Origin of the sequence: Tardiphaga sp. (assembly GCF_041424195.1) — a bacterium.
Taxonomy (GTDB): domain Bacteria; phylum Pseudomonadota; class Alphaproteobacteria; order Rhizobiales; family Xanthobacteraceae; genus Tardiphaga.
In genome coordinates, this window is the sequence record NZ_JBGMOE010000032.1 from 40935 (window position 1) to 57467 (window position 16533).

At 61.9% G+C, this 16533-nt stretch carries 23 protein-coding genes and 1 pseudogene; 17 read left to right on the forward strand and 7 right to left on the reverse strand.

The genetic code is table 11. From position 1 onward, the window contains the following. Positions 1-30 precede the first annotated feature (30 nt). The 12 genes from ACEK02_RS03955 to ACEK02_RS04010 all read left to right on the forward strand — a co-directional run bounded on the left by ACEK02_RS03955 (position 31) and on the right by ACEK02_RS04010 (position 8785). Positions 31-543: a YcgN family cysteine cluster protein gene (locus tag ACEK02_RS03955; RefSeq protein ID WP_371420499.1), complete on the forward strand. Its 513-nt coding sequence runs from the start codon at positions 31-33 to the stop codon at positions 541-543. 190 nt (positions 544-733) lie between these two features. Continuing rightward, the gene (locus ACEK02_RS03960; RefSeq protein WP_371420500.1) at positions 734-2347 is read left to right on the forward strand and encodes an MDR family MFS transporter; all 1614 of its coding nucleotides are present in this window, start codon (positions 734-736) and stop codon (positions 2345-2347) included. 445 nt (positions 2348-2792) lie between these two features. After that, entirely contained in the window at positions 2793-2957 is a 165-nt protein-coding gene (locus tag ACEK02_RS03965) for a Flp family type IVb pilin (RefSeq protein WP_093759013.1), read from the forward strand. A gap of 156 nt (positions 2958-3113) precedes the next feature. Then, positions 3114-3407 (forward strand): DUF3551 domain-containing protein, encoded by a 294-nt coding sequence (locus ACEK02_RS03970; protein WP_371420501.1) that lies wholly within the window; start codon positions 3114-3116, stop codon positions 3405-3407. Between the two features lie 29 nt (positions 3408-3436). Further along, on the forward strand, positions 3437-3745 hold the full coding sequence (locus ACEK02_RS03975) for a DUF3551 domain-containing protein (protein ID WP_371420502.1): 309 nt from the start codon (positions 3437-3439) through the stop codon (positions 3743-3745). Between the two features lie 267 nt (positions 3746-4012). Further along, positions 4013-4165 carry a hypothetical protein gene (locus tag ACEK02_RS03980; RefSeq protein WP_371420503.1) on the forward strand — a complete coding sequence of 51 codons (153 nt, stop codon included), beginning with the start codon at positions 4013-4015 and terminating at the stop codon, positions 4163-4165. 74 nt (positions 4166-4239) lie between these two features. Next, a complete protein-coding gene (locus ACEK02_RS03985) occupies positions 4240-4776 on the forward strand; it encodes a hypothetical protein (RefSeq protein WP_371420504.1) in 537 nt (178 codons plus the stop codon). Next, positions 4745-6016 carry a DNA-packaging protein gene (locus ACEK02_RS03990; protein ID WP_371420575.1) on the forward strand — a complete coding sequence of 424 codons (1272 nt, stop codon included), beginning with the start codon at positions 4745-4747 and terminating at the stop codon, positions 6014-6016. Before ACEK02_RS03985 ends, ACEK02_RS03990 begins: the two co-directional genes overlap by 32 nt. 35 nt (positions 6017-6051) lie before the next feature. After that, positions 6052-7242, forward strand: coding sequence for a phage portal protein (locus ACEK02_RS03995; RefSeq protein WP_371420576.1), 1191 nt, complete (start codon positions 6052-6054; stop codon positions 7240-7242). Between the two features lie 246 nt (positions 7243-7488). Further along, positions 7489-8169 (forward strand): metallophosphoesterase, encoded by a 681-nt coding sequence (locus ACEK02_RS04000; RefSeq protein WP_371420505.1) that lies wholly within the window; start codon positions 7489-7491, stop codon positions 8167-8169. Between the two features lie 75 nt (positions 8170-8244). Then, positions 8245-8514 carry a hypothetical protein gene (locus ACEK02_RS04005; protein WP_371420506.1) on the forward strand — a complete coding sequence of 90 codons (270 nt, stop codon included), beginning with the start codon at positions 8245-8247 and terminating at the stop codon, positions 8512-8514. Positions 8515-8635: 121 nt separating this feature from the next. Next, entirely contained in the window at positions 8636-8785 is a 150-nt protein-coding gene (locus tag ACEK02_RS04010) for a hypothetical protein (RefSeq protein ID WP_371420507.1), read from the forward strand. A 50-nt stretch (positions 8786-8835) separates the two neighbouring features. Here ACEK02_RS04010 and ACEK02_RS04015 read toward each other — a convergent pair whose 3' ends face one another. After that, on the reverse strand, positions 8836-9915 hold the full coding sequence (locus ACEK02_RS04015; RefSeq protein WP_371420508.1) for a tetratricopeptide repeat protein: 1080 nt from the start codon (positions 9913-9915) through the stop codon (positions 8836-8838). A gap of 115 nt (positions 9916-10030) precedes the next feature. On the opposite strand from ACEK02_RS04015, the gene ACEK02_RS04020 reads away from it, so the two are divergent. The 3 genes from ACEK02_RS04020 (at position 10031) to ACEK02_RS04030 (ending at position 11274) form a co-directional block, all read left to right on the forward strand. Further along, positions 10031-10246 carry a hypothetical protein gene (locus ACEK02_RS04020; protein WP_371420509.1) on the forward strand — a complete coding sequence of 72 codons (216 nt, stop codon included), beginning with the start codon at positions 10031-10033 and terminating at the stop codon, positions 10244-10246. A 13-nt stretch (positions 10247-10259) separates the two neighbouring features. Next, positions 10260-10442, forward strand: a complete 183-nt coding sequence (locus tag ACEK02_RS04025; RefSeq protein WP_371420510.1) for a hypothetical protein — start codon at positions 10260-10262, stop codon at positions 10440-10442. A 109-nt stretch (positions 10443-10551) separates the two neighbouring features. Then, on the forward strand, positions 10552-11274 hold the full coding sequence (locus ACEK02_RS04030) for an HK97 family phage prohead protease (RefSeq protein WP_371420511.1): 723 nt from the start codon (positions 10552-10554) through the stop codon (positions 11272-11274). Positions 11275-11333: 59 nt separating this feature from the next. Here ACEK02_RS04030 and ACEK02_RS04035 read toward each other — a convergent pair whose 3' ends face one another. The 3 genes from ACEK02_RS04035 to ACEK02_RS04045 form a co-directional block, all read right to left on the reverse strand. Then, positions 11334-11498 carry a hypothetical protein gene (locus tag ACEK02_RS04035; RefSeq protein WP_371420512.1) on the reverse strand — a complete coding sequence of 55 codons (165 nt, stop codon included), beginning with the start codon at positions 11496-11498 and terminating at the stop codon, positions 11334-11336. A gap of 245 nt (positions 11499-11743) precedes the next feature. Further along, positions 11744-12394, reverse strand: coding sequence for a hypothetical protein (locus ACEK02_RS04040; protein WP_371420513.1), 651 nt, complete (start codon positions 12392-12394; stop codon positions 11744-11746). Positions 12395-12481: 87 nt separating this feature from the next. Next, the gene (locus ACEK02_RS04045; protein ID WP_371420514.1) at positions 12482-12976 is read right to left on the reverse strand and encodes a hypothetical protein; all 495 of its coding nucleotides are present in this window, start codon (positions 12974-12976) and stop codon (positions 12482-12484) included. A 209-nt stretch (positions 12977-13185) separates the two neighbouring features. Between ACEK02_RS04045 and ACEK02_RS04050 the strand changes: the two genes are divergently transcribed. After that, positions 13186-14442, forward strand: coding sequence for a phage major capsid protein (locus tag ACEK02_RS04050; RefSeq protein ID WP_371420515.1), 1257 nt, complete (start codon positions 13186-13188; stop codon positions 14440-14442). A gap of 46 nt (positions 14443-14488) precedes the next feature. Here the strand turns inward: ACEK02_RS04050 and ACEK02_RS04055 are convergent, their stop codons facing one another. Next, the gene (locus ACEK02_RS04055) at positions 14489-14818 is read right to left on the reverse strand and encodes a hypothetical protein (protein ID WP_371420516.1); all 330 of its coding nucleotides are present in this window, start codon (positions 14816-14818) and stop codon (positions 14489-14491) included. A 105-nt stretch (positions 14819-14923) separates the two neighbouring features. Here ACEK02_RS04055 and ACEK02_RS04060 point away from each other — a divergent pair. After that, positions 14924-15088, forward strand: a pseudogene (locus ACEK02_RS04060) (phage major capsid protein); the annotation flags it as partial. Between the two features lie 143 nt (positions 15089-15231). Here the strand turns inward: ACEK02_RS04060 and ACEK02_RS04065 are convergent. Then, the gene (locus ACEK02_RS04065) at positions 15232-15831 is read right to left on the reverse strand and encodes a hypothetical protein (protein ID WP_371420517.1); all 600 of its coding nucleotides are present in this window, start codon (positions 15829-15831) and stop codon (positions 15232-15234) included. A 14-nt stretch (positions 15832-15845) separates the two neighbouring features. Then, positions 15846-16256, reverse strand: a complete 411-nt coding sequence (locus ACEK02_RS04070; protein ID WP_371420518.1) for a hypothetical protein — start codon at positions 16254-16256, stop codon at positions 15846-15848. Between the last annotated feature and the right edge of the window lie 277 nt (positions 16257-16533).

Below are 16533 nucleotides of genomic sequence, written 5' to 3' on the forward strand. Positions count from 1 at the left end.
TTCGCCCGAGACTGGATCGATTCAAATCGCATGACAGCGCGTCCCCCGCGTCCTTCCGCTCAGGAAGGAATGTTCTGGAAAACCAAGACGTTGGAAGAGATGTCCGGCGCCGAATGGGAAAGCCTGTGCGACGGCTGCGGACGCTGCTGCCTGGAGAAGCTGGAAGACGAGGATACCGGCAAGATCTATTACACCCATGTGTCCTGCAAATTGCTCGATGCAGGATTGTGCGCCTGCAAGGATTATCCGAACCGCTCCGAGCATGTTCCCGATTGCGTGCGGCTCACTCCGGACAATGTCCGCACCCTGAGCTGGTTGCCGCCGAGCTGCGGCTACAAGCTCGCGGCCGAGGGGCGCGATCTCTACTGGTGGCATCCGCTGATCTCGGGCAGCCGGGAGACGGTCCACGAGGCCGGTGTTTCGGTGCGGGGGCGGGTTCAAGGTACCGAGGATACGATCCCGGATGAGGATCTGCAGGACCACATCGTGACCTGGCCGGCGCTGCTGCCGCGCAAGGCCAAGCTGAAGAAGCGGCCGGCGTAAAATCCCTCTCGTGCCGACCCGTTTACGCGCGTGGCGTCTGGCTGATAGCCGCGGGACGCTCCCATGCAAGGAAACAACTGTTGCTGAATGGGGCAGGAGAATAGATTTCTTCCAGGGAGAGTCTGTGCGCGGTACCGCGTGCCGAATGACCTCCTGAAGCTGCCCCCAAATCCTTTGAATCCGAAGTTTCATGAACAAGTTCGAGCGACAGAGCCGGTCAGCGGCCGATGATCAGATATTGCCCGGGGAAGCTCTGACGAACGAACTTTTTTCGGAGGAGGTCGCGCAGGAGCTGTCGCGGATCCCGACCGAGGTGATCGAACCCGGCGATGCGCCCCCGGTCGCGAAAGCGCCGCTGACCCCCGCCGAAGTCCGCACCATCCTGATGAGCCTGCTGCTGACCATGTTCCTGGCGGCGCTCGACCAGACCATCGTCGCGACGGCGCTGCCGACCATCGGCCGGCAATTCGCCGACGTGAACAACCTGTCCTGGGTGATCACGGCCTATCTGCTGGCCTCGACTGCGGTAGCGCCGGTATTCGGCACGCTGAGCGATATCTATGGCCGCCGCGCGATGATCATCACGGCGATGTCACTGTTCATGGTCGGCTCGATCATGTGCGCCTTGGCGCCGAACATGATCGTGCTGATCATCGCACGCGCGTTGCAGGGCCTCGGCGGCGGCGGCATCCTGCCGATCGTGCAGGTGGTGATTTCCGACGTGGTATCGCCGCGTGAGCGTGGCCAGTATCAGGCCTATTTCAGCGGCGTGTGGGTTGCGGCCGGCATCGGCGGCCCGATCATCGGCGGGTTGTTCGCCGAACATCTGCACTGGTCGATGATCTTCTGGATCAACATTCCGCTCGGTGTGGGATCGCTGGCGCTGCTGCTGCCAAAGATGAAGAAGCTTCCCGTGTTCCATCGCCGCCGCAAGGTCGACTGGCTCGGCGGCGTGCTGCTGATGGCCTCGGCTGTCGTGTTCATGCTGGTGCTGACATGGGGCGGCACCAAATTCTCTTGGGCATCGCCGACCATTGTCGCGATGATCGGCGCCGCGGCCGTGATGGCGTTCGCCTTCATCTGGCATGCGATCCATCACGACGAGCCGTTCCTGCCGCTGCCGCTGATGTCAGGCTCGGTGGTGCCTTTCGCGATGGCCGCCGGTGGCTGCGCCATGGGCGCGATGCTCGGGCTCACCGTGCATATGCCGCTGTATTATGAAGTCGTCTACGGCCTGACCGCAGGCGAGGCCGGCGTCGCGCTGATCCCGATCGCGGCGGTGTCGGTGGGAGGCGCCGCTTTTGCCGGCCACATGATGACCAAGGCGAAACACTACAAGCGCGTGGCCATCGCGGGCACAGCCATGTCGTCGCTGATGGGCCTGCTGCTGGCGCTCATGACGCCGTTGCCGCTGTGGGCGCTGCTGACGATGCTTGGCCTGTTCTCCATCGGGCTTGGCACGGTGTTTCCTGTCAGCCTCGTCTCGATCCAGAACGCCGTGCCGCGGCCGCAGATCGGCACGGCCACCGGCGCGATGAACTTCTTCCGCGCGCTGATGGCGTCGTTCACCGTTGCCGCTTTCACCACCATCCTGCTGATGGCGCTGGGTGCGGATATCTCGATCACGGGCGAACATGCCGCCAGCACACATCCGATCGCAGCCAGCGATATGGTCAGCGCCTTCCGTTACGTGTTCGAAGCCGCGGCAGCCTTGCTGGCGCTCTCGACACTGTTCCTGCTGCTGATGGAAGAACGCCCGTTGGCAGGGCCGGCAAAGGCGAAGCCGTCACTGGTGTCGGAATAGCAAAGCCGTCATCCGACTTCAGAAATGTCCCGTTGCAACGCGAGCCAAGGCGATGTCCTTGAAGCGGTTCGGTGGCAAACGAAAGGAAAGCCAGCCTGGCTGCATGCGCCAGGTTGAGATGCCATCAGGGCGAGCCTCAATGCTTCAGGTTAAGCGCAAACCGAGATGCAGACGATAACCGGCTCCACGATACTCCCAAGTCTCGCCGTCTCCTATTCGGGCGCATCCCGTCGCTGGCCGTGTCTTTGGTGCCTGACCCGCGGGTAGCTTGTAGTAGGACGCTGTGACGCTATGTTTGCTCGGAGCGAGCTCACACATAGTTACCGCATCATTAATTCATAATTGACGCTGTTGGTGAACCTTCCTGCAACCTCTACCGTCTAGGTTGAGTTCAGTTTCAGGGGGACGGCGTGGAAGAAATCTGCGGCCGTATGAGGAGATTTTTGTGTTGCGTTTGATTTCGAAATTTATCGACGATGAATCCGGTGCAACTGCCATCGAATATGCGCTGATTGCTGCCGGTATCAGCCTCGCGATTATCGTCGCTGTGCAGGGGCTCGGTACCACGCTGAACGGGCGTTACGCCGCCGTGAATACATCGCTGAAATAGGGCAGTGAAGACCGGTCGATACCGGGGCTCCGCCACTGCAAGCGACAAAGGACGTGGCTGTCTTGTCGGAACGCAATGTCGTGAATGTCCTGTCGATTGCAGTGCTGCTACCTATATGATCATGCGCGGGCCTCAAGCCTGCGCATTTTCATATGGATGATCATCATGATATTGAATTCGCGTTTGAATCTTTCGGCATTCGCCGGTTTGGGATTTGCTGCATTCGTCCTCGCGGGAGCGACACCGGCCTCGGCGGCTGGTGCGCAATACTGCATCGCCCAGAGCGGTTCCAATGGCGCGGCCTCGTATGTCGGCAACTGCATCTATTCTGATTATCAGCAATGCCTCAATGCCGCAGTCGGTACGCGAGGCAATTGCGTAGGTAACGTCGAGTATCGCGGCGGAGCTGCCACGGAAGCGGCGCCACAAGGTCGCCGGCGCGCGCGTTGAGCGATCGCCGGTTCGTGAAGGACGCATCTATGACGATAAGGATTCGCGGGCTCGTATGGGCCTTGGCTGCGATTGCAATCGCGGCGGCCATATTGCCGGCTCTGGATCCCGCGCAGGCGCGGCCATCTGTCGCGGCCCGCTCCGGCATTCCGCCATTCTGCGTGTTGACTGGCGGCCCCCGCGGGCCCGGCAGTGTGCCGCAGATCTGCCGGTTCTTCGACTATCAGCAGTGCCTGCAGGCCGCGGCTGACCTGCGCGGCAATTGCGTGGTCAATATCGACTATCCCGGCAAAATCACCGGTGCGCCGGGCGCGGCCTGGTCGCAGCCGCCGCGATAGCCAGCGCGTTGATCCTGCGGACAAAGTTTCGCAATAGGGACTAAAATCTAATTTAGGATTTTTAGCATTGACAGCGTCGCGCTGTCGAAGTAGCTTTACGGCATGCTCCACAATTGGGTTCGCAGCTGGCTGGCGTGTGAGCCCGTCAGATCGAGTGTGTTAGCCGGTGATCCGGTGAAGCCCGTAAAGTCGGAACATCGGTCCGCATCTCGCGTTGTTTTCTGCATGATGCCGCAAGGCATTCAACAGCAGTGAAACGAGGACGCCATGGCAACAAAGCAAAACGGGCCGATCGTCGAAAACGCGACCGAGGCACGCCAGGCCGAACCGGGCCCTTCGATCCTCGCGCTTCTGGCGATCAGCATCGGCCTCGCAGTGCTGATCCTCGGCGTGGTCTGGTTTGTGTTCTTCAGGACGTGATCACCTGCGGCGATCGGCCGATCAAATTCAGTCAGTTCGGCACTCTCGACTGACTGCAGCAACGAGTTCCCGACATGGACCGAAAACCAATAGCCCGTCCGGCGAAAAAGCCGGCGCGGGCCGCTGTCGTGAGTAACGCTGTTCCAAAAGCGACTGTAGCGAAGAAACGCGAAGCGGCGGCTGCAAAAATCCGCGCCAGCGTGGATGCTCGAAAGAAGACCATAGCGGCAACCTGCGCAAAGCAGCGAGCCGCTGTCGATCGGCTCCACGATTTGCCGCCCGACGCGCCGCTCACCGTTCGCGTCACCCGTGCCATCGCGTGCGAACTCGATTCGATCGAGAGGATTGTCGGGCGCACGCGCGTGAATGAATCGCTGCGTACCGACGTAGAGCGCCGCGCCCGCACGCTTGCTTCATTGGCGCGCACATTGACCGAACTGAAAAAAGTGCAGGGCGGTACCGATCAAAGGCCTGCCGAAGATGACGATCGCCCCCGGGATCTCGATGAACTCCGTCGACGCATTTCTGAACGTCTTGCGAGACGGCTTGGCGACAGACAGTCAGTTTCTCTCGACGGCAATGACGCGCAGCGAGAGAGACTTCCTGAGTGAGTGCTGGGACGTCTTTGCGCATACGCATCAGGTGCCGCCCGACCTCGCGCCGAATGGCGCGCCATGGCTGACCTGGTTGATGATTGGCGGACGAGGGGCGGGCAAGACCCGCGCCGGCGCTGAATGGGTGCGCGCACAAGCGCTCGGTCAGGCACCGCTGGCGATGGAAGCGGCGGGCCGCATTGCGTTGGTTGGTGAGACCGAACACGAGGTGCGTGAGGTCATGATCGAGGGCGTGTCGGGCCTTCTCAACGTGCATCCGCATCGTGAGCGACCTGTCTGGATCCCGTCGCGCAAACGACTGGAATGGAGCAATGGCGCCGTCGGACAGGTGTTCTCTGCGGAAGATCCCGAGAGCCTGCGGGGCCCGCAATTCTCCTGCGCGTGGTCCGATGAAATGGGCAAATGGCGCTATGCGGAAGCGACTTTCGACATGCTGCAATTCGGGCTCCGGCTGGGGAGCCAGCCGCGGCAGATGATCACCACGACGCCGCGGCCGACGGCGCTGCTGAAGCGCCTGATCAGCGAGCCGACGACGGCGACCACGCGCGCCGCGACGGTGGTGAATGCGTTCAACCTTGCGCCGACCTTCTTGCAGAGCGTGATGGGCCGCTATGCCGGCACGCGGCTGGGGCGGCAGGAACTGGACGGCGAGATCATCGAGGACCGGCCGGACGCGCTGTGGTCGCGCGCATTGCTCGAACAATGTCGCGTGCGCGAGGCGCCGCCATTGCAGCGCATCGTCGTGGCCGTCGACCCGCCGGTGTCGTCCGGCAAGCGTGCCGATGCCTGCGGCATTGTCGCGGCGGGGATCGCCGAGGACGGTGTGGTTTATGTGACGGCCGATGACACCGTCTCTTCAGTGACGCCGACGGCCTGGGCCAACAAGGCCATCGCGCTGTGGCGCAGGCTGGAGGCCGACGCGCTGGTGGTGGAAGTCAACCAGGGCGGCGAGATGGTGCGCAGCGTGATCAAGGAGGTGGACGACACAGTGCCGGTGACGCCGGTGCGCGCCTTGCGCGGCAAATGGCTGCGCGCGGAGCCGGTGGCGACCTTGTACGAGCAGGGCCGCGTGAAACACGCCGGCAGCTTCGCCGCGCTGGAAGACGAGATGTGCGACTTCGCAAGTTCCGGGCTGTCGTCGGGCCGCTCGCCGGATCGTCTGGATGCGATGGTCTGGGCCGTCGCATCGCTGGCCCTAGTGCCGCGCGGCAGCGGGCCGCGGATACGTATGTTGTGAGCACTGCCCTGGGGCACAGCCAGTTGGATCATGCCATGTTCGATCGCCTGAAAGCCTATCTCGCGCCACCGGAAGCCAAGGCGTCGCGGACCGCGAAACTGCTCGCCTTGGAGAGCGGCGGGCGGGCGCGCTGGACGCCGAAGGATTATGCGGCGCTGGCGCGCGAGGGCTATCTCGCCAACGCCATCGTGCACCGTGCTGTCAGGCTGATCGCGGAGAATGCGGCGGCCTGCAGCTTTCTGGTCTTCGACGGCGCGCAGGAACGCGACGGGCATCCGCTGGCGCAGCTCCTGACGCGGCCGAATCCGCGGCAGGACGGCGGTTTGTTTTTCGAGACGCTCTATGCGCATCTGCTGCTCGCCGGCAATGCCTATGTCGAAGCCGTGACGCTCGATGACTCCGTGCGACAGCACAGCGTGCGCGAGCTCTATGCGTTGCGGCCGGATCGCATGAAAGTCGTGCCCGGCAGCGATGGCTGGGCCGAAGCCTATGACTACAGCGTCGGCGGGCGCAGCGTGCGCTTCGACCAGCAGGCGTCCCCCGTGCCGCCGATCCTGCATCTGACCTTCTTTCATCCGCTCGACGATCATTATGGCCTGGCGCCGATCGATGCGGCCGCCACCGCGCTCGACACCCACAATGCGTCGTCGAAATGGAACAAGGCGCTGCTCGACAATTCGGCGCGGCCGTCGGGCGCGCTGGTCTATGCCGGGCCGGAGGGATCGGTGCTGTCCGATCCGCAATTCGATCGCCTCAAGCGCGAACTCGAAGGCAATTATCAGGGCGCCACCAATACCGGGCGTCCGCTGCTGCTGGAAGGCGGGCTCGACTGGAAGGCGATGTCGCTGACGCCGAAGGACATGGACTTCCTCGAGGCCAAGCACAATGCCGCGCGCGAGATCGCGCTCGCCTTCGGCGTGCCGCCGATGCTGCTCGGCATTCCCGGCGACAATACATTCGCGAATTTCCAGGAGGCGAACCGGGTGTTCTTCCGCCAGACCGTATTGCCGCTGGCGACGCGCACCGGCAACGCGCTGGCGCAATGGCTCGCGCCTGCGTTCGGCGACGGCATCCGCATCGACATCGACACCGACCGCGTGGACGCGCTGGCGTCGGACCGCACCGCGTTGTGGGAGCGCGTCAGCAGCGCGGATTTCCTGACGCTGAACGAGAAGCGCGAAGCGGTGGGCTATGCGCCGGTGGAGGGCGGGGACCGGCTGGGCTAGGGGCGGGACCTTCGCAGCGATCACATCAAGAATGATGTCGAGCACCTTTGCAGGATGACCAGATGTCCTGAGCTCTGTTCGCCCCGTTTGCCATCGCCAGGACAGCCATGAAGCAATTCATGGAGACCGACGGCGAATTGCCGGATAGAATCGCATGGATTGCGGCAAACGATTTGCCTCCGGGAACATGTCCCGTTCCGAAACGACCCGGAGTTGATGACAGTCGGCAGCTGAGAGGGTTCCGTAATGCCCTGCACTTACGTCATCCCCGATCTGCACGGCCGGCGCGATCTGCTGGATCGCGCGCTGGCTGAGATCGAGACGCATCGGGCCGGCGAAAATGCCACCCTCGTCGTGCTCGGCGATTACGTCGACAAGGGGCCGGACTCGCGCGGCGTGATTGCGCGGTTGCGGGCGGGGGTGGCACCTGGCCTGCGGGTGGCGATGCTCAAGGGCAATCACGATGCGCTGATGGTTGCGGCATTGCGCGGCAATGTGCCGATGGAGAACTGGCTGGCGAAAGGCGGTGATACCGCGCTGTCGTCCTATGGCGATGATGCGGCGTATGTCCCGATGCATGATATCGACTGGCTCGACGGCCGGCCGCTGTGGCACATCGATGCGCATCGCATCTATGTTCATGCCGGAGTCGATCCCGCGCTGCCGCTGGCGCAGCAGGATCCGTCGGTTCTGATGACCAAGCGCTATGCGGACGATGACGCATCCGGCCATGATGCAGGAGAGGGCGCGCGCCATGTGGTGCATGGCCATGACCGCCATCCCGATGGGCCGTTGCTGAAAGGCGGCCGCACCAATCTCGATACCTATGCCTGGAGAACCGGCCGGCTGGTGGTCGGCGTGTTCGATGACGCGCGACCAGGCGGGCCGGTGGAGCTGATCGAGATCATCGCACCGCCAGCACCTTGAAGCGGACATAACCTCTTGAACCAAAGACCGCGCTGCGACGCCTAACCGGCAACGCTATTGAACCGGCCCACTGCCATGTCCTCGATCATCGAAGCCGTCGTCGAATTCCTTGCCGAGCTCGTCTGGGGGTGGGTGACAGTGCGATGGCCGTGGGTCGGGGACGCCGTGGGAGCGACCTGTCTCGTGGCCGGCGCGGTCGTGGCACTGTCGTCATCCGGGACCGAACGCTTGCAGGCGCTGGTGATCGGTGGTTTTGTCGGCATCGGTTTTGGTGTGTTGCTGCTGGTGTGGGCCTGGCGCCTGCGCCGCGCGGCGGCGACGCGGACGGAGCGATCGCCATTGTGACATCGGCGATGCTCGGCGCCAGCCAGGCGCTGCGCGATATGTGGCACCACTTGCGATCTCCGCGACCGCGACGGCCAGCCGATGCAACCGCTGTTGGGATAGAGCTCGGGGAGGCGCATCGATGCCGGACTGGATCTTGCCGCTGCTGTTGATCATGGCGATCGTAGCGTTTCTGTATCGCGCCTTCCTGCCCACGCCGCGGGCGCCGCCCAGCGGCAGCAACCACGACGAAGGCGTGACCAATTACCGGGACGTGCACCGCGATCGCTGACGGATATCGGCGCGTATCGCGCTGCGTGCAACGGCTCCCCGCAAAGGCGTCTAGTGCGTGGTTTGTGCCGTGACCCAGTCGGGATCGATGCGGGTCGCCTCGGCGATATCGTTGCGTGCGCCTTCGGCATCGCCGGTGACGCGTTTCTGCACGCCGCGGTAATACAGCGCCTTGGCATTGTCGGGTGTGTGCGTCAGCACGGTATCGAAATCGGCGATGGCGCGCTGCGGCTCGTGCTTGTCGATCAGGGCCGCGCCGCGGTTGAACAGATAGAGCTCGGACTCGGGGTTGAGCTTGATGGCCATGCTGAAATCGGCGATGGCGCGGTCGAGATCGTTCCGCATGTAGTGGATGACGCCGCGGCTGTTATAGGCGCTGGGAAAGTCCGGGCTGATCCGTATCGCTGTCTCGAAATCGGCGATGGCGCGGTCCCTGTCGCCCTTGTCGTCAAAGGTGCGGCCGCGCCAATACACTGTCACGGCATTGGTGGGATCGAGACGGATCGCTTCGCTGTAATCGGCGATGGCGCGGTCGAGATCGTGCTTGTCTTTCCAGGCCCGGGCGCGGCTCTCATGGGCGGAAGCGTCGTCCGGCGCGAGGTGGATCGCGGCATCGAAATCGGCAATGGCAGGGTCGGGCTTGGCGGTGTCGAACCAGATGCTGCCGCGGTGCTTGTAGAAGTCTGCATCGTCGGGCCGCAGCCGAATGGCGGCGCTGAAATCGGCGATGGCCCGGTCATATACTTTCATGACCTGCCAGAGGCGGCCACGCATGGCGTAGCCCGATGCGTCGTCCGGCTCGAGCCTGATGGCGGCGTCGGCGTCGGCGATGGCTGCATCCGTTTCGCCATCGCTCTCATGCAAGAGCAAGCGGCTGCGATGCAGCGCCGCCAGATCGCCGCCGCGATAATAGTCGAGCCCGATGGCGCGGTCGCAGGCAGCCATCGCCTTCGTGCCGCGGCCTTTCAGGCAAATGGCGTAATCGCCGCCCGGGCCGGCCAGCGTCAGCACGGTGGCGGAGGTCGGTGTCGCGATGGCTGTGGTGGCCAGCGCGGCGGCGAGCATCGCCGTGCGGAACGATAAGGGAAGGGCGAGGTTCGCGGGCAGGCGGAAGCGTGCGGTCGGATGCATGACATGCGCTCAAGTGGGGGGCCGGGATGGCGTTTCCCTTTGTCTGCATCAGCGACTGAAAGGTTCGACGGCGCGCGAACGCGGCAGCGGGGCGCAAGATGGAAGTACAATCGCCATGGATGACCTGATCCGCATTTTCACCGAGCGCGGCGACCTCGCGCATCTCGCGCTGTTCCTGTGGGCGAGCGTCGCCAGCGCCGCGGCCTTGTTCGCGCTGCGCGAACTCGCCGGCGCCTCGCGCCGCTTCGATGAATTCGTGCGGCAGCTCGCGCGCTTCAACCGCCGTGCGCATCGCCGCCACCGCATGCGCGACGAGACCGACGACACCTGAAGAGGGATCATCCATGGACAGTCTGCACGACGTGATGCGTTCGATCCGCCCGGAGACCAAATCGGGCAAGGATCATCTCAGCGTCTTCCGCGAATTTCTGGCCCATCTCGATCACCTGCAGCGCAAGGCGCAGGCAGCGAAGCCGCGCGCCAGGCCTGCAGCGAGACGCAAGCCGGCGCGGCGCGCGAAAGTGTAGTTCGCCGTTTTCCTGTCCTCCTCGCTCATGCCGCGGCGTAGCTGCGGGAGGGAGGGGACATTCCTGACATCGATTGTCGCTTCTTCCCCCGCATGTTGCGAGGCCGCCGATGCATGCCCCGTCGCCATTCCCGTCGCCATCGTTATCCCCTTGGCCATCCCCCGCGCGCGTGGCGCTCACGCCCGACGGCGTGATCGAGGGCTATGCCAGCCTGTTCGGCGAGATCGACCAGGCGCGCGACATGGTGATGCCCGGCGCCTTCACGCAGACGCTGAAGCAGCGGGGCATCAGAAAGATCCCGATGCTGTTCCAGCACGATCCATCGGAGCCCGTGGGTGTCTGGCTGGAGCTGCGCGAGGACCTGCGCGGGCTGTGGGCGCGGGGCCGCCTGATCCCCGACGTGAAACGCGCGCGCGAATTGCTGGCGCTGCTGCAGGCCGGCGCGGTGGACGGGCTGTCCATCGGCTATCGCACCCGGCGCGGCCAGATCGAGCCGAGGACGCGCATTCGCCGGCTCTATCAGGTCGATCTCTGGGAGGTCTCCATCGTCACATTCCCGCTTTTGCACGGCGCGCGTGTCAGCGCCGTGAAGCAGGCGCCGATGTCGCAGCTGCGCGCCCAGGCGGAGCGCGACTGGACCAGTCTCGCAAGCCAAAATCTCACGGGGATCACCCGCGCCGCGGATGCACCGGCGCCGGTGGCGCGGCGCGGGAGCAAGGCGGGCGGGCCTATGCAGGCCTGTTCGCTGCGCTCGCGCGCCGGCCGCAAAATGGCGCTGGGCAAAATCGGCTGCGCCGCTGCGTTGCGCGGGGCAACGCGCGAACGGCTCTAGCTTCCTATGTTGACGCGTTGTCCTGACGCGAACCGGTATCCGCCTCGCGCGACAACGCTCTAGTGCAGCTCGGCGCGATCGATCGGCAGGTGCAGCCGCGCGGCGCGCTCGTCGCGATCCTGTTTGCGGAATTCGCACTCGCGCTGTTCGAAGGCGATCATTTCCTGCTGCGCCTGTTGCAGGAACTTCTCGTATGTCGTCATCGGTGGTCGCGCATGTCTCATCGCGTCAGCTCCGTGCTGTCACTCTACCGAAATACCGAACCATAAACGCCCTTCAGGCTAACGGGTTCAATGCGCCAGATCAAATTTGATGTCGCGGCTCGGCCGTTCCGTCGGCCAGGAGCTGATCGCTCAGGACCTGCGACCGGCCGCGACGTCGTCGTGCGTGCGGCTTCGCCATGTCTCTACCCGGATGATCGATCGATGCATTTCAATATTACTGACGCTGCGCTCGAACAGAAGGTTGGCTAGCGTGCTTCATCCTCCTTTATGGTCGCAACGATCCGTTCAAGAAATGGTTTGAGCCGCCAATAGCTCGCTCTCGACTGGGTTATCTCTACCTCGATCTGTTTTTCTGCTTCGGTTTCAATGTGAGCCAAGTTTCGTAACTCGTAAGTACGTTTTATGTCTCCTGAGATTGCTTCATCGAGGAATCCAATTCGTACGGCACAATCAACTTTATCCTTGAATGGAATGCTATTCTTTGGAGTTTTTGCATCTCTATAGACGCAAGGAAAGATCGCCTCATCGCCATACTTCATTGACGTCTGGCTTCCTAAGGCGGAGACGGGTTTGTAGGCTTTGTGTGTCTGGAGAGCTTTTACTTCGGGGTGATCTTTATAGCGGCTCCACAGTAGATACGAGATAACCGCTTCGTATATCGAAGCGTATTGCATTATCTGAAATTTGACGAAGGCGTGAATCTCGTCACCATCTGCCAAGAGAGCTTCCATTAGTTTGGAAATGTATCTGGCTGAGTAATAGGCGCGGCCTAGGCGCTTTCTAAGTTCTGGATCTTCGATGAACGAGAATTGATCAATATGCCATTGAATATCGCCTGGCAGATCCTTTGTGCAGTACGTGCGTACGGTGTCTCTGATACTTTGTTCTAATGGCATGGCGTCCTGCAGGTCTATGGCTGGGGGTAGATGGAATCAATGTGATATCGGCCCACCTTAATCAAACGCGATCGAATGTCTGTCTGCTCATCGTTCCGGCCGCGGTTTGCTGAACCGATAGGCCGGCGGCAGTTTCAGTTGCGGCAGGTCCGCGGGCTTGTCCGGAAAGTAGAATTCGCTGCCGCGCAGCCATCGTGCCTGAAAGTGATTCCAGAACAGGATGGCATCCATCTGCCAGGTGAATTCGAAGACACGCCAGCGGCCGTTGCCGCCGATCCGCTCGCCGGTGGGATTGAAGGGGATGCCGTTCAGCTTGCAGATCTCGTCGATCTCGAACCAGTTCTCGCGCAGATAGCTGTCTTCGAGCGCGACATGATAGGGGCGATCTGGCCGCCATCGATATCTGCCCGTCCCACGCGGATAGAAGCCATGCCGCTTCATCAGGAATTCCGGCAGCCGCGCGATGCCTTTGGCGATGCGCCGGGCTTCGTCCGATGTCAGCTTGTCGTGGCCGAAACTGTATTTCTGCAGGTCGTCGCGACTGTAGACCCACGCCACCGTGATGCCATTGGCATCGACCACGCGAAAGCTCTCGGCGTTGTCGCTCTCGACCCGCCACGGCGGTGGGAAACGTCTCTTTTGGCCCTCTGACGGCATGAGAACAAAATAAGAACATTGCGGCCGGGCGGTCAACCCGGCGCGGCGGCAAACCCCACCCAAAATTCAGTTTTTACAATGCGTTACGGCATCGCCGTACCGCTCCTTCACCCGTGTCTTACCTGGAGCAGCAGATGACCTTCGACCACAACCAGAGCGCGCCCGAAATCAAGGCCGGCATTCCATCCGGCGATGCGCAGGACGTCTATGACGCGATGATGCGCACCTTCGAGGACTTCAAGTCCGAGAACGACGCGCGCCTCGCCAGCATCGAGAAACGATCCGGCGATGTCCTTGTCGAGGAGAAGGTGGCGCGCATCGATGCGGCGCTCGACGCGCATCAGCGCCGCCTCGATCAGTTGTCCCTGAAGGGCGCGGGGCCCGCACTTGCTGCGGACAGCGCCGCGCGCCCCCAACCATCCGAGCACAAGTCGGCCTTCGATGCCTATGTGCGATCCGGCGAGAGCGAGGGGCTGCGGCAGATCGAGACCAAGGCGATGTCGGTCGGGTCAAACCCCGATGGCGGCTATCTGGTGCCTGTCGAACTGGACAGTGTGATCGGCGAACGGCTCGCGATGATTTCGCCGATCCGCAGCATTGCAGGCGTGCGCAGAATCTCCAGCGGCCTCTACAGGAAGCCGTTCACGACGTCGGGGCCGGCAACGGGCTGGGTCGGCGAGACGGCGGCGCGCCCGCAGACCAATTCGTCGACATTCGATGTGCTGTCGTTTCCTGCGATGGAGCTTTACGCCATGCCGGCGGCGACCGCGACGCTGCTCGACGATGCGGCCGTCAATCTCGACGACTGGCTGGCCGGGGAGATCGATCAGGTCTTTGCCGAGCAGGAAGGCATGGCCTTCGTCTCCGGCGACGGGGTCAACAAGCCGAAGGGCTTTCTCAGCTATACGACGGTGGGGAACAGCGCATGGAGCTGGGGCAATATCGGCACCATCGCCACGGGCGTTGCCGGCGCCTTCGCCGCGTCGAACCCCTCCGACAGCCTGGTCGATCTGATCTATGCGCTGAAGGCCGGCTATCGCCAGAATGCGAGTTTCGTGATGAACCGCCGGACGCAGGCCACCGTCCGCAAGTTCAAGGACTCCACCGGCCACTATCTGTGGCAGCCGCCGGCCACCGCCTCAGGCCGCGCCAGCCTGATCGGCTTTCCGCTGGCCGATACCGAGGACATGCCGGACATCGCCGCCGGCTCGCTGTCCATCGCCTTCGGCGATTTCCGCAGGGGCTATCTGATCGTGGACCGCCAGGGCGTGCGCGTGCTGCGCGATCCGTATTCCGCCAAGCCCTATGTGCTGTTCTACACCACCAAGCGGGTCGGCGGCGGGGTGCAGGATTTCGATGCGATCAAGCTGCTGAAGTTTGCGGTGAGCTGAAGGGCGAACGGCGCGGGCGATGTGCCGTCGCCCGCCATTGCCTGGTTCAGCAATAGCGGTAGTTGCAGCCAAATTGCTGGCGGCCGACAAGCAGCTCCGGCGGCACACCATAATGGCTGTAGTAATAGGAAACCTGCGGCGGGCCGAAATAGCGGTAAACCTGAATGGGAGCTCCGACCGGGGACGAATAGGTGGTGACCTTGTCGAATGGCGGGGATTCGACGGCAAGGTAACGCCCGCCGCCAACAAGCGGCGCCGGCTCCGCCACTTGACCACTTCCATAGCGCGGAGCGCCCGGGAGATCGGCGGCTGCCGCCGGCAGCGTCACGGCAGCAGCGATGCAGGCGAAGGCGAGCTGGCGCAGCACGACGGGCATTCCTTCTGATCAGCGCGTCACTGCGCGGGAGCGATGGCGACGGTTGTGCGCAGCATGTTTGCCAGAAAGAGCTTGTGTGAGGCTGATCTGACCTGAGCGGCGTGGGCCGCAGATAGGCCGGATGGCGCGGCAGGAGCGCTCGCCATCGCCTTCGGCGATTTCCGCAGGGGCTATCTGATCGTGGACCGCCAGGGCGCGCGCGTGCTGCGCGATCCCTATAGCGCCAAGCCCTATGTGCTGTTCTACACGACGAAGCGGGTGATGATATAAATCGAACTCTAGAAGATGAAATTTTGACGCGACCGGCAGAGTGGTTGATGTGGCAGGGATTGTCTCAGAGGTGGTGAGGATCAAGCTTCGTATGCCTACTTCATAAGTTTAAACCGAATAATTCTGATCTGAGTAGCTGTTTCCTAAGTCGGAGATTGTTTCGCTGCCTGAACTTCGATGGCTCGACAAACTCTCACAATCGCACAATAAGCGAAAGCCAGCAGCAGGAACATCGATCCTAATACAAGCCACGTCACCTCCCACGTCAGTCCTTTTTGGTAACCGGGGTCGCGTTGAAGGCAGCCATGATTGACTGCGTCGAACACGTCCCTTCGCCCCTTGCTAATTGCGTCCTGCTCGACTCTTGCTTGATTTGCCATCTCTAGAACCGTCTTGCTCCGGTCAACAAGCCGCAAAGAGGCATCTCCGGTCTGAGAGTTTCCGTATGCGAGAGCGCTCTCGCTATTTTTCAGAAGTTTCTCAACCAAGTTGTTGTATAAGGCGATTTCGTTGTTAGCGGTACTGTTGGCCAAGATCTCGTGAGCATGCTCACAAGTCTTGTTTGATCCGATTTCTAGCATCGAAAGCGTAATCCCGCGGCCCGAAGCCACAGCCGTCAAAGCAACAGGCATCGCAATAGTTAGGAGGTAGCCAGCAAAAAGAATCAATATCAGCCCGGTCACAAACAAGGTTACTTTCCAAGTTTCGGACAATCTTCCGAAGGCCTTTACGAGTAATATCATTTTGCCATCCTATCTTACTGAGCGCATGGGGGCTGCGAGGGCTTGCCACACGCTTTTGCCGCGTCGGCAGGCTTAGGTGGTGGTGTTGTTGAGACCACGACGATACTCGTGGGAAGCGGAACTTGTTTAAAACCAGAGACGTTTCCGCTTTCGTCGAACTTGAGGCGATAAAAGCCTGAACAGTTTTGAATCACGGTCTTTGTCCCACCCGCAGCAGCTCCGGGCTTAAACGCTAAGACGCCGGCGCCCGGGGCGATTGATTTGACTAGACTAGCGACGGCTGTGAGATTTTCCGCTGTCTTGCTATGGGCTTTTCCGGTTAATCCTGTCAAATTCCAGCCGTCCTGGAGAGTTGGGTCAGCCTCAGCAGTCCCGAAACCTGCATCCATCGTAATGGCGTATTCTTCAGATTTGTCTGGCAACATTATTAGCTTCGCTTCGCAGCTTGTTGAGTTGCCGGCGACGGTGGGCTGTAGCGATAGGTAGGGAGCGGGTCTCCAGTATCTTACGCCGCGTTGGTTATCATCGGTGACTCGATCAACCGAAACGCGGGCACAACCAGAAAAATTGAAAGAGATCGCGACGGCTGCAATCAATCTTGCGCACGTTAAAGTCATAGCCGGCCCCATAATTAAACTAATCAAAAGAGCAGCATAGCAATTGCACTAAATCTATTACAAGTTGTATTTGTGAGGCCGTCTA

Coding starts and splice junctions, on each gene's coding strand:
- ACEK02_RS03955 (WP_371420499.1), top strand. CDS start 31: ATGACAGCGCGTCCCCCGCGTCCTTCCGCTCAGGAAGGAATGTTCTGG.
- ACEK02_RS03960 (WP_371420500.1), top strand. CDS start 734: ATGAACAAGTTCGAGCGACAGAGCCGGTCAGCGGCCGATGATCAGATA.
- ACEK02_RS03970 (WP_371420501.1), top strand. CDS start 3,114: ATGATCATCATGATATTGAATTCGCGTTTGAATCTTTCGGCATTCGCC.
- ACEK02_RS03975 (WP_371420502.1), top strand. CDS start 3,437: ATGACGATAAGGATTCGCGGGCTCGTATGGGCCTTGGCTGCGATTGCA.
- ACEK02_RS03980 (WP_371420503.1), top strand. CDS start 4,013: ATGGCAACAAAGCAAAACGGGCCGATCGTCGAAAACGCGACCGAGGCA.
- ACEK02_RS03985 (WP_371420504.1), top strand. CDS start 4,240: ATGGACCGAAAACCAATAGCCCGTCCGGCGAAAAAGCCGGCGCGGGCC.
- ACEK02_RS03990 (WP_371420575.1), top strand. CDS start 4,745: ATGACGCGCAGCGAGAGAGACTTCCTGAGTGAGTGCTGGGACGTCTTT.
- ACEK02_RS03995 (WP_371420576.1), top strand. CDS start 6,052: ATGTTCGATCGCCTGAAAGCCTATCTCGCGCCACCGGAAGCCAAGGCG.
- ACEK02_RS04000 (WP_371420505.1), top strand. CDS start 7,489: ATGCCCTGCACTTACGTCATCCCCGATCTGCACGGCCGGCGCGATCTG.
- ACEK02_RS04005 (WP_371420506.1), top strand. CDS start 8,245: ATGTCCTCGATCATCGAAGCCGTCGTCGAATTCCTTGCCGAGCTCGTC.
- ACEK02_RS04010 (WP_371420507.1), top strand. CDS start 8,636: ATGCCGGACTGGATCTTGCCGCTGCTGTTGATCATGGCGATCGTAGCG.
- ACEK02_RS04015 (WP_371420508.1), bottom strand. CDS start 9,915: ATGCATCCGACCGCACGCTTCCGCCTGCCCGCGAACCTCGCCCTTCCC.
- ACEK02_RS04020 (WP_371420509.1), top strand. CDS start 10,031: ATGGATGACCTGATCCGCATTTTCACCGAGCGCGGCGACCTCGCGCAT.
- ACEK02_RS04025 (WP_371420510.1), top strand. CDS start 10,260: ATGGACAGTCTGCACGACGTGATGCGTTCGATCCGCCCGGAGACCAAA.
- ACEK02_RS04030 (WP_371420511.1), top strand. CDS start 10,552: ATGCATGCCCCGTCGCCATTCCCGTCGCCATCGTTATCCCCTTGGCCA.
- ACEK02_RS04035 (WP_371420512.1), bottom strand. CDS start 11,498: ATGAGACATGCGCGACCACCGATGACGACATACGAGAAGTTCCTGCAA.
- ACEK02_RS04040 (WP_371420513.1), bottom strand. CDS start 12,394: ATGCCATTAGAACAAAGTATCAGAGACACCGTACGCACGTACTGCACA.
- ACEK02_RS04050 (WP_371420515.1), top strand. CDS start 13,186: ATGACCTTCGACCACAACCAGAGCGCGCCCGAAATCAAGGCCGGCATT.
- ACEK02_RS04055 (WP_371420516.1), bottom strand. CDS start 14,818: ATGCCCGTCGTGCTGCGCCAGCTCGCCTTCGCCTGCATCGCTGCTGCC.
- ACEK02_RS04065 (WP_371420517.1), bottom strand. CDS start 15,831: ATGATATTACTCGTAAAGGCCTTCGGAAGATTGTCCGAAACTTGGAAA.
- ACEK02_RS04070 (WP_371420518.1), bottom strand. CDS start 16,256: ATGTTGCCAGACAAATCTGAAGAATACGCCATTACGATGGATGCAGGT.